This window comes from Sphingopyxis sp., assembly GCF_035250425.1.
Taxonomy (GTDB): Bacteria; Pseudomonadota; Alphaproteobacteria; order Sphingomonadales; family Sphingomonadaceae; genus Sphingopyxis.
The window spans coordinates 1-9,194 of sequence record NZ_DATFFD010000258.1 but is presented as its reverse complement, the minus strand read 5'-3'; the positions used below and the strand labels follow the sequence as shown (position 1 = coordinate 9,194).

Sequence of the window (9,194 nt, the reverse complement as noted above, 5' to 3'; positions counted from 1 at the left end):
GCCGCGAGGCCGCTTTGCTGCGCCTCGACGACTTCGGGCCACGATTGCGCCCGGTCGATCTGCGGTTCCTCGAAATCGGGATAGCTCGGCGCGCCGACGATCCAGTCGATGCCGCGATCCATCGCGCGCGCGGCATCGCGTTTCCACGGTTGCAGCTCGGGATCGCGCAGCGTGTAGGTCGGCGGCCCGCTTTCGAAACTGTCCGAAAGGCGCCTTCCGTCGGCGCCGTAGAAGCGCAGCCGCGATTCGGTCGCCGCGGTGAATTCGCTGATCAACGTGGTGCGCCGGTCGGGACGCGCGGCTTCGAGCGCGCCGTCGAGCATCGCGAGCTGGTCCTTCATCACCTCGATACGCGTGTCGACCAGCCGGCTGCGATAGGTGTCGAGATAATAGAAGCCGCCCGCGAGCAGTGCGACCGCCAGGATGTTGACCGCGAGGATGCGCGTGGTCAGCGACCAGCGCGCCGACCAGACGAGCGGCGATTCCTCCTGTTCGGCAATGCTGCCGTCGGGCTTTTGCCCGTCGCGTTTTTGCCCGTCGCGTTTTTTGGCGTCAGCTTTCATCGGCAAAACGATACCCCGCGCCATAGAGGGTGGCGATCGCGTCGAATTCGGGGTCGACCTCGCGGAATTTGCGGCGCAGGCGCTTGATGTGGCTGTCGATCGTGCGGTCGTCGATATAGACGTCGTCCTGATAGGCGGCGTCCATCAACTGGTTGCGGCTGCGCACGATGCCGGGGCGGCTGGCAAGCGTTTCGAGGATCAGGAATTCGGTGACCGTCAGCGTGACGTCCTTGCCGTCCCATTCGACCTTGTGGCGCGCCGGGTCCATGCTGAGGCGGCCGCGGGTGATCGGTTCGGCGACGGGCTCGTCGTCGCCTTCTGACGCATTTTTGTTGAGCTCGACGCGGCGCAATATGGCGCGGATGCGGGCGATCACCAAGCGCTGGGAGAAGGGCTTGGCGATATAGTCGTCGGCGCCCATCGCGAGCCCCAGCGCCTCGTCGATCTCATCGTCCTTGCTGGTGAGGAAGATGACCGGAAGCTGGCTTTTTTCGCGCAGGCGGCGCAGCAGTTCCAGCCCGTCCATGCGCGGCATCTTGATGTCGAACACCGCAAGGTCGGGGGGATTGTCGATGAGCGGCTTCAGCGCCGCTTCGCCGTCCGAATAGACGCGCGTCACGAAACCCTCGGCCTGCAGCGCGATGGAAAGGGATTGCAGAATGTTGCGGTCGTCATCGACCAGCGCGATAGTTGCCGTCATGCTCTTTCCGTTGGGCGGGCCCGGTAAAGCGATTAGCCTATAAGGGGCGCAGCGACAACAGCGCGCGCATGGTCACCGGTTTCCCTTTTTGCGCGTTCGTCGCAAGCGCCGCGCAGCCCCGCTTTAATCTTTTGACCTCCCCCGCCAAGCGAGCTAACGCGGCCGGGATTTCGGAATCGGCGGTCACGTCGGCACCCATGCGAATGCGGGCCAACCCATTAGTGCGCTAAGCATTGCATAGGTATGCAACGACGCCGCCGGACAAGGAAAGGCGAAAGCAGATGACCAGGATATTGATCGGCGCGAACACCGTCGAAACGAAGGCGGAGGTCGCCGAAAACTGGGGCACCTCGGCGCTGATCGAGGATGCCGTGCGCCATGGCGAAGGCCTGCTCGCCAAGGACGGCCCGCTGGTCGTCGAAACGGGCAAGCACACCGGCCGCAGCGCCAAGGACAAGTTCATCGTCCAGGACGCCGAAACGGCGGATACGATCTGGTGGGGCAAGACCAATGTGCCGATGACCCCCGATCATTTCGCGGCATTGAAGGCCGATTTCTTCGCGCACCTCGCCGAACGGCCGCGCCTCTATCGCCAGCAGCTGTTCGGCGGCTCGCAGCCCGAGCATCGCGTCGCGGTCCAGGTCGTCACCGAATTCGCCTGGCACAGCCAGTTCATCCGCACGCTTCTCTGCCGTCCGACCGCGGCCGAGCTTGCGGCGTTCGCGAGTGAATATACGATCATCGACCTGCCGAGCTTCCGCGCCGATCCGGCACGCCATGGCACGCGCACCGAGACCGTCGTCGCGGTCAATTTCGCCGAAAAGCTCGTGCTGATCGGCGGCACGCAATATGCCGGCGAGATGAAGAAGTCGGTGTTCGGCATCCTCAACTATCTACTCCCCGTCGATGGTGTGATGCCGATGCACTGTTCGGCGAACATCGGGCCCAAGGGTGACACGGCGGTCTTCTTCGGCCTGTCGGGCACCGGCAAGACGACGCTGTCGGCCGACGCCTCGCGCACGCTGATCGGCGACGACGAGCATGGCTGGTCGGACACCGCGGTCTTCAATTTCGAGGGCGGCTGCTACGCGAAGATGATCCGCCTTTCGCCCGAGGCCGAGCCCGAGATTTTCGCGACCACCAAGCGGTTCGGCACCATCCTCGAAAATGTCGTGATCGACCCCGTCACGCGCGAGCTCGATTTCGACGACAACAGCCTTGCCGAAAACAGCCGTGGTTCGTACCCGATCGATTTCATTCCGAATGCGTCCGAACAGAATATGGGTCCGGTGCCCAAGACGGTGATCATGCTCACCGCCGATGCCTATGGCGTCTTGCCTCCGATCGCGAAGCTGACCCCCGACCAGGCGATGTATCATTTCCTCTCGGGCTATACCGCGCGCGTCGCGGGGACCGAGATCGGCGTGACCGAGCCCGAGGCGACCTTCTCGACCTGCTTCGGCGCGCCCTTCATGCCGCGCCACCCGTCGGTCTATGGCAATCTGCTCAAAGAGCGCATCGCCAAGGGCGGCGTCCAGTGCTGGCTCGTCAATACCGGCTGGACCGGCGGCATGGCGACGATGGACGGGATCAAGCGCATGCCGATCAAGGCGACGCGCGCGCTGCTTAACGCCGCGCTCGATGGCAGCCTGAACGATGCCGAATTCCGCAGGGATCCGAATTTCGGCTTCATGGTCCCCGTCGCGGTTCCGGGCGTCGACAGCGCGCTTCTCGACCCGCGCGAAGCCTGGGCCGACAAGCAAGCCTATGACCGCACCGCGCAGGTGCTCGTCGGACAATTCATCGACAATTTCGCGCAATTTGCGGACCATGTCGACGAAGGTGTCCGCCAGGCCGCACCGCAGGCGGCCGTCGCGGCATAATTGACCCGGACCTCTTCCGGGTGCTCATTCACCCGGAAGGACCGGACCAATGACCACCGAATATTCACCGCGCCTGTTCGCGCGCGACGACGAAATCCGCGCGCTCGGCGAAGGGCTGCTGGCGTGCGCGCTGCCGCGCGAGGCGTGGACGCACGAGGCGCACCTCGGCGCGTGTCTCTGGCTGCTGACCGAGCGCCCCGACGTCGATGTCGACGCCGAGATCGCCACCATCATCCGCCGCTTCAACGAAAGCGTTGGCGGAGTGAACGACGATCATGGCGGCTATCACGACAGCATCACGCGCGCCTATGTCGCGGGCGCACGGCTATTTCTGGCACGGACGGCGGAGACAGGCCTCGCCGCGCGCGTCAACGCGCTGCTGCTGTCCGACGTCGGCAAGCGTGACTGGCCTTTGCGCTTCTACAGCCGGGAGCTCTTGTTCTCGGTGCCGGCGCGGCGGGGGTTTGTGGAGCCCGATCTGGCGCCTTTGCCCTGACCGCTGTTCAATAGGGACTCGCACAAAGCCGCGAAGCCACAAAAGGGGGGGGACTCTCCACCCCCGTTCGTGCTGAGCTTGTCGAAGCACCGTTTATTCACCGTCGAACGCAAGAGCGGCCCTTCGACAAGCTCAGGGCGAACGGGCTTAAGCCCCTTTGTGGCTTCGTGGCTTTGTGCGAGTCAAAGAAGTCGCGACGCCCGCGGCTTACCCCTTCGCCCCCGCCACATAAGCGTCGACATTCTGCGCCAGCACGTCGAGCGGGACGTTGCCGCCCTCGACGACGACATTGTCGAAATCGCGGAGGTCATATTTCGCCCCGAGCGCCTTTTGCGCCAGCCCGCGTTGCCTCACGATCTCGCTGTGCCCGACCTTGTATCCGCATGCCTGGCCCGCCCAGCTGCAATAGCGGTCGACCTCGCTCGCGACCTCGAGCGGGTTCGAGCCATTTTCCTTGACGAAAAAATCGACCCCCTGCTCGCGCGTCCAGCGTTTGGCGTGGAGGCCGGTGTCGACAACAAGGCGGCAGGCGCGGAACGCCAGCGACTGGAGGTAGCCGAGCCGCCCGACCTCGAAATCGTCATAAAGCCCCAGCTCGTCGGCGAGTTGCTCGGCGTACAAGGCCCACCCTTCGGAATAAGCGTTGAACGCCAGCATCGTGCGGATCAGCGGCATCTGGTTCGCATATTCGCCCTGCCACACATGCCCAGGGATCGCCTCGTGCATCGCGAGGTCGGGGAGCGAATATTTGCTGTGCAGCTCGGTGGTGCGCAGGTTGATCCAGAATTTGCCCGGAACGCTGCCGTCGATCGACCCCGCGCCGCCATAGGCCGCGGGCGCGCCGGGTTCCTCGGCCAGCGGCAGCCGCTTCACCTCGACATTGCCCTTCACCAGCGTGCGGAAGGCACGCGGCAACTCGGCGCGGATCTTGCCGAGCCAGGTCTGGATATAGGCAACAATCTCGGCGCGCCCCGCGTCATTATCGGGGAATTTATATCTGGGATCCTTGGCGAGCGCGTTCATCCGGTCGCCGACGCTGCCCTGCGTGTAGCCGAGCTTTTTCAGGATCGGGTCCATGCGGCCGTGGAGTTCGGCGAGTTCTTCGCGGCCCATCGCGTGGATTTCGTCGGGGGTCATCCGCGTCGTCGTCGAGGCGCGCAGCCCCCACGCATACCATTCGTCACCGCCGGGCCGCGCCCACATGCCGGCGTCCATCGTCGCCTTCGGCCGCTGCGCCTTCATTTCGGCGAGCTGGCGTTCGAGCGCCGCGGCGACGGGACCCTGCACGATCTTCGCGGCGCGTGCGTTCCAGTCGCCCGCGATTTTTCCTTCGCCGGTGCGCCGGGCGAGGCTTTCGACCATCGAACCGCCCGCCTTGGCGTCGGCGAGGCTCGCCTCCATCTGCTTCACCGCCTTGTCGATCAGGAAGGCGGGGGCGATCAGCCCTTGTCCGCCCGCGGCCTTCAGCCGATCGGTCTCGCCGTCGAGCGCGCCCGGAAACGCATTGAGGCGCGACAGATAAGCCTCGGCATCGGCCGACGTCTGCACCGGATGGTCGCTGTCGAGGAATTTGGGCACGTCGAGATAGGCGCCGACATTCTGGATCACGACATAGGGCGTGTTGCGCCAGCCGCCGACCGCGACATCGCCATAGGGCAGGGCAAAGCCGTCGAGCGCGACGCCATAGGCGCTTTCGACGACGGCGAGGCTGGTGCGCGTCTTGTGGTCGAGACCCGCCTTGTCGAAGGCGCGCACGCGCGCGATGTCGGCCTTGAGCGTGTCGGCGACCGCTTTCTGTCCTGCCGCCGACCGGTCGCCGAGACGCCCACGCATCGCCGCGCGCGCGCCGGTGTCGATGCCGAGCGAGGTCGCACCTTCGGGCGACAGCGCGAGCAGATTGTCGGCGACCGAATCGAGCAGTTTCTGCGCGTCGGTCTTCGCCGGCGATTGCAGCGCGGCGGCGGGGCCGGCGAGGGCAAGCCCCGCGGTGCCCGCACCGAGCGTGGCGAGCGTCTGACGGCGGCTGACGGGGGTGGAAAGCGGATTGGACACGGACGGCTCCCTGGCGACTTGTTTCTTGCGAAACCTGTCTAGGCGGCCGCGCGCGGCGGTCAACGAAAAGGGGCCGGGAAAGCCTCCGCCTTCCCGACCCCTGTCGAAATTTATCGGCCGTCTATCAGTCGGTAAGGTCGGCGGGCACCTTGCCGCCGTTCGCCGCGAGTTCGCGCATCACCGCCTTGTGCAGCCAGATGTTCATTTCGGCGCTGCCGTCGAGTTCGCCGGTATAGCCGAGTTCCTGCGCCAGCTCCTTGCGGTTGGCGAGGCTCGAATCGATGCCGAGCAGCTTCATCAGGTCGACGATCGAGGTGCGCCAGTTGAGATTCTGCCCGGCGGTGGCGGCCTCGGCGGTGAGGATCGCATCGACATCGACCGGCGCGGCGGCCGCGACTGCCATGGCTTGCGTCGCGGCGTCGAGCGCGGAGCCGACGGGGTTGGGGGCTGCCGGGGCGGCGGGTTCTGCTGCGACGGCCTTCTTGCCGAAGATGGCGTCCTTGATCTTGCCGAAAATGCTCATTGTGTGGCTCCCACTTAAAAAGGCGGCCCAACCCGGAAGGGGCGAGTCGGATAGCCGCAAGCTAGGACTATGCATTTGAGAATGACAGTCAAAAGACCGACTCGTTCTTCGGCGGCGCGCTGCTATACTCATTCGGTCGGCGTGGGTTCGCTCCGCGCCCGAGCGGGAGTATGATGACATGAATCTCACCGATATCTTGGCGCAGGCCGGCGGCATCGAATCGATGGCGAAAGAATTGGGCATTCCGCCAGCGATGGCCAAGCAGGGCGCCGACGCGCTACTTCCCGCGATCCTTGGCGGTTTCAAGAAACAGGCGCAGTCGGGCGGCGGGGTCGAAGGACTCGGCGGTCTGCTCGGCCAGCTCGGCGGCGGCGGTCTGCTCGACTCGGTGCTCGGGTCGCAGCCGACCCCCGTCAACCAGGGCAATGAGGTGCTCGGCCAGATCTTCGGGTCGAAGGATGTCAGCCGCACCGTCGCCGGCCAGGCCGCGGCGCAGACCGGCCTCGATTCGGGAATCCTCAAGCAGATGCTGCCGATGCTCGCGATGATGGCCGCGGGCTATATGGCGAAGCAGGGCGGCCAGTCGGGCGGCGGTGGCGGCCTCGGCGACCTGATCGGCGGCGCGCTCGGTGGTGGATCGGGCGGCGGCGGGCTGGGCGGCATGCTCGGCAATGTGCTCGGCGGTTCGGTGGGCGGCGGCGCGGCACCTTCGGCGGGCGGACTCGGCGGTATCGCCAACATGCTCGACATGGACGGCGACGGCAATCCGCTCGACGACATCATGGGCATGGTGGGCAAGATGCGTGGTTGACTGCTGTCCCCCTCCCGCAGGCGGGAGGGGAGAAGGGTTAAGCCGCCATCAGGCGCAATTCCTCACGGAAATCCTCGTCCACCCCGATGCGGCTTCGCATCGGGGTGACGGTAGCATCGGCATCGGTGTCGCCTTCTTCGAACAGCGCGCACGCCGCCTCGCCGCCGCGCGCCAGGCTGTAGCGCTGCGCGACCTTGCCCGTGGGGCGGAAGCCGAGCTTGCGCAGCACCGCGCCCGACGCGGGGTTGTCGAGGAAATGTCCCGCCGACAGCTTCGGCAGGTTCATCGCACGCGCGATGTGGATGAGCTGGCGCCCCGCCTCGGTCGCAAAGCCAAGCCCCCAATAGGGCCGCGCGATCCAATAGCCCATTTCGAGCGCACCCCCCAGATCGGCGTCGGGACTCGGCGAAATGCCGCAGCCGCCGACGAGACGCGGCGCGCCGCCGGTGCGTGCGAAAATCAGGAAGCGCGGCTGGCCGGGATTGACGGGCATGCCCAGGAATTTCCGGGCTTCCTCTTCGCCATAGGGCCAGGGCGCGGTCGCGAGATTGCGGACCACCGCTTCCTCGCCGATCGCCCGGGCCAGCGCCGGGGCGTCTTCCTGCCAGCCGGGCCGCAGCAACAGTCTTTCGGTACGCGCGAACATGTCTTCTAACTCCCAATGCCTGTCGCCTTGGCGCCAGATGGTGACGCTTTGACGACATTCGATATGGAGGGAGATGGATGGCCCCGTTTTCGCGCCCGATCGTCACAAGTGACGGATTTTGGACAAGAAAAAAGGGAGGCCGGGGGTGACCCGTCTCCCTCTTTTCGAACTTTGTTCCCGCTTGTCGCGGAAAGGACCGTTCCGGGTCATCCCTTGATGGACGACCCGTGCAGATCGTCCTTTATTCGGCGGCTTCCGCCATGACGTCGACCGACACAAATTTGCGGCCAAGCTTGCCATCGTGGAATCGGACCTGGCCGTCGGCGGTTGCGAACAGCGTGTGGTCCTTGCCCATGCCAACGTTGACACCCGGGTAAACCTTGGTGCCGCGTTGACGCACGATAATGTTGCCGCCGATCACTTCCTGACCGCCGAACTTCTTCACGCCAAGGCGGCGGCCGGCTGAGTCGCGACCGTTGCGCGAAGAACCGCCTGCTTTCTTATGTGCCATGACTGATGCTCCTTAATTCGTTCGTTCGAGAGGCCGAGCCGCGTTGCCGCGCTCAGGCTTCCTTCTTGGGGGCTGCCTTCTTGGCAGCGGGCTTCTTTGCGGGCGCTTCGGCGGCTTCGGCCTTTGGGGCAGCAGCCTTCTTGGGTGCGGCTTCCTTGGCGGGCACAGCAGCCTTGGCTTCGGCGGCCGGAGCGGCTTCGGCCTTCGGAGCGGCTTCCTTCTTCGGCGCGGCCTTCTTGGCATCGCCGACGGCGAGGATGCGCAGCAGCGTCAGCGACTGGCGGTGGCCGTTGCGGCGGCGATAATTGTGCCGGCGGCGCTTCTTGAAGACGATGACCTTTTCGCCGCGCGTCTGGGCGATGATCTCGGCCGAAACGACGAGGCCGTCGGCGCTCTTCACTTCGCCGCCGTCACCGGCCAGCAGGATGTCGCCCAGCGACACGGTGTCGCCAGCTTCGCCGTCGATCTTTTCAACGGCGATCTTGTCTCCAGCGGCGACGCGATACTGCTTGCCGCCCGTGCGCACGATTGCGAACATGGTCTTCCATCCAATCAGAAACTAAAACACCCACGCTGCCAGTCACCCGCCAAAGCAGGCGATTTTTCCGGCATGCGGGAAAGTCAGCGCCACTAGCGAGCCAAGCCGTCGCTGTCAACCGCCAAATCCCGTGCTTTTCGTCCGAAAGCGCGGCGCTGCACCGATTATCGCGCGCGCTGCCGATTCGGTGCTTGCTGCGCCGTCGGTGCGCCCATATCAGGGGCGGCGATGATGCGCGCCTTTCTTTTCGTCCCGCTGCTCCTGTCGCTGCCCGCCTGCGCCGCGACGCAGGCGAGCGACGGCCCCTCGCTCGCGAAGCGCGCGGTCGAGGGGCGATTCGATGTCGCGCCGCCCGCAGTCGTCGTCGCCCCCCCGGGGCCGCTGCCCGCCGACCTTGCCGGACGGCTTCAGCGCTGGGAATCCGATGGTGCCGCCGGTCAGCAGGCCTTCGCCGCCGAACGGGCCGCGACC

The 9,194-nt window shown here is 65.6% G+C and carries 11 protein-coding genes and 1 pseudogene; 4 read left to right on the top strand and 8 right to left on the bottom strand.

All coding sequences use genetic code 11. The features are described 5' to 3' along the window. The 3 genes from VJ811_RS15655 to VJ811_RS15645 all read right to left on the bottom strand — a co-directional run. A partial coding sequence (locus tag VJ811_RS15655; RefSeq protein WP_324074015.1) for a sensor N-terminal transmembrane domain-containing protein occupies positions 1-563 on the bottom strand: 563 nt, incomplete at its 3' end. Beyond that, positions 553-1,263, bottom strand: a complete 711-nt coding sequence (locus VJ811_RS15650; RefSeq protein ID WP_324074013.1) for a response regulator transcription factor — start codon at positions 1,261-1,263, stop codon at positions 553-555. The genes VJ811_RS15655 and VJ811_RS15650, both read right to left, overlap by 11 nt. Positions 1,264-1,300: 37 nt before the next feature. Next, the gene (locus tag VJ811_RS15645; RefSeq protein ID WP_324074012.1) at positions 1,301-1,462 is read right to left on the bottom strand and encodes a hypothetical protein; all 162 of its coding nucleotides are present in this window, start codon (positions 1,460-1,462) and stop codon (positions 1,301-1,303) included. A gap of 82 nt (positions 1,463-1,544) precedes the next feature. Between VJ811_RS15645 and VJ811_RS15640 the strand changes: the two genes are divergently transcribed. After that, complete coding sequence (locus tag VJ811_RS15640; protein WP_324074010.1) at positions 1,545-3,146, top strand: phosphoenolpyruvate carboxykinase; 1,602 nt, start codon at positions 1,545-1,547, stop codon at positions 3,144-3,146. A gap of 49 nt (positions 3,147-3,195) precedes the next feature. Next, complete coding sequence (locus VJ811_RS15635) at positions 3,196-3,642, top strand: hypothetical protein (RefSeq protein ID WP_324074008.1); 447 nt, start codon at positions 3,196-3,198, stop codon at positions 3,640-3,642. A 207-nt stretch (positions 3,643-3,849) separates the two neighbouring features. On the opposite strand, the gene VJ811_RS15630 is transcribed toward VJ811_RS15635, so the two are convergent. Together VJ811_RS15630 and VJ811_RS15625 are read right to left on the bottom strand one after the other, a co-directional pair. Further along, positions 3,850-5,694 carry a DUF885 domain-containing protein gene (locus VJ811_RS15630; protein WP_324074006.1) on the bottom strand — a complete coding sequence of 615 codons (1,845 nt, stop codon included), beginning with the start codon at positions 5,692-5,694 and terminating at the stop codon, positions 3,850-3,852. 124 nt (positions 5,695-5,818) lie between these two features. Next, positions 5,819-6,217: a DUF3597 domain-containing protein gene (locus tag VJ811_RS15625; protein WP_324074004.1), complete on the bottom strand. Its 399-nt coding sequence runs from the start codon at positions 6,215-6,217 to the stop codon at positions 5,819-5,821. A gap of 178 nt (positions 6,218-6,395) precedes the next feature. Here VJ811_RS15625 and VJ811_RS15620 point away from each other — a divergent pair, with 178 nt between their 5' ends. Beyond that, the gene (locus VJ811_RS15620; protein ID WP_324074002.1) at positions 6,396-7,028 is read left to right on the top strand and encodes a DUF937 domain-containing protein; all 633 of its coding nucleotides are present in this window, start codon (positions 6,396-6,398) and stop codon (positions 7,026-7,028) included. A gap of 37 nt (positions 7,029-7,065) precedes the next feature. Here VJ811_RS15620 and VJ811_RS15615 read toward each other — a convergent pair whose 3' ends face one another. The 3 genes from VJ811_RS15615 to rplU form a co-directional block, all read right to left on the bottom strand. Continuing rightward, on the bottom strand, positions 7,066-7,674 hold the full coding sequence (locus tag VJ811_RS15615) for a GNAT family N-acetyltransferase (RefSeq protein ID WP_324073999.1): 609 nt from the start codon (positions 7,672-7,674) through the stop codon (positions 7,066-7,068). A 241-nt stretch (positions 7,675-7,915) separates the two neighbouring features. Continuing rightward, positions 7,916-8,185 (bottom strand): 50S ribosomal protein L27, encoded by a 270-nt coding sequence (rpmA, locus tag VJ811_RS15610; RefSeq protein ID WP_324073996.1) that lies wholly within the window; start codon positions 8,183-8,185, stop codon positions 7,916-7,918. A gap of 52 nt (positions 8,186-8,237) precedes the next feature. Next, positions 8,238-8,723, bottom strand: coding sequence for a 50S ribosomal protein L21 (gene rplU / locus VJ811_RS15605; protein WP_324073994.1), 486 nt, complete (start codon positions 8,721-8,723; stop codon positions 8,238-8,240). Between the two features lie 228 nt (positions 8,724-8,951). Here rplU and VJ811_RS15600 point away from each other — a divergent pair. Continuing rightward, positions 8,952-9,194, top strand: a pseudogene (locus VJ811_RS15600) (hypothetical protein); the annotation flags it as partial.

What these genes read in the sequence shown, in the direction of transcription:
- rpmA (WP_324073996.1), bottom strand. Translation starts at nt 8,185, where the DNA reads ATGGCACATAAGAAAGCAGGCGGTTCTTCGCGCAACGGTCGCGACTCA.
- VJ811_RS15620 (WP_324074002.1), top strand. Translation starts at nt 6,396, where the DNA reads ATGAATCTCACCGATATCTTGGCGCAGGCCGGCGGCATCGAATCGATG.
- VJ811_RS15645 (WP_324074012.1), bottom strand. Translation starts at nt 1,462, where the DNA reads ATGGGTGCCGACGTGACCGCCGATTCCGAAATCCCGGCCGCGTTAGCT.
- VJ811_RS15625 (WP_324074004.1), bottom strand. Translation starts at nt 6,217, where the DNA reads ATGAGCATTTTCGGCAAGATCAAGGACGCCATCTTCGGCAAGAAGGCC.
- VJ811_RS15640 (WP_324074010.1), top strand. Translation starts at nt 1,545, where the DNA reads ATGACCAGGATATTGATCGGCGCGAACACCGTCGAAACGAAGGCGGAG.
- VJ811_RS15635 (WP_324074008.1), top strand. Translation starts at nt 3,196, where the DNA reads ATGACCACCGAATATTCACCGCGCCTGTTCGCGCGCGACGACGAAATC.
- VJ811_RS15650 (WP_324074013.1), bottom strand. Translation starts at nt 1,263, where the DNA reads ATGACGGCAACTATCGCGCTGGTCGATGACGACCGCAACATTCTGCAA.
- VJ811_RS15615 (WP_324073999.1), bottom strand. Translation starts at nt 7,674, where the DNA reads ATGTTCGCGCGTACCGAAAGACTGTTGCTGCGGCCCGGCTGGCAGGAA.
- rplU (WP_324073994.1), bottom strand. Translation starts at nt 8,723, where the DNA reads ATGTTCGCAATCGTGCGCACGGGCGGCAAGCAGTATCGCGTCGCCGCT.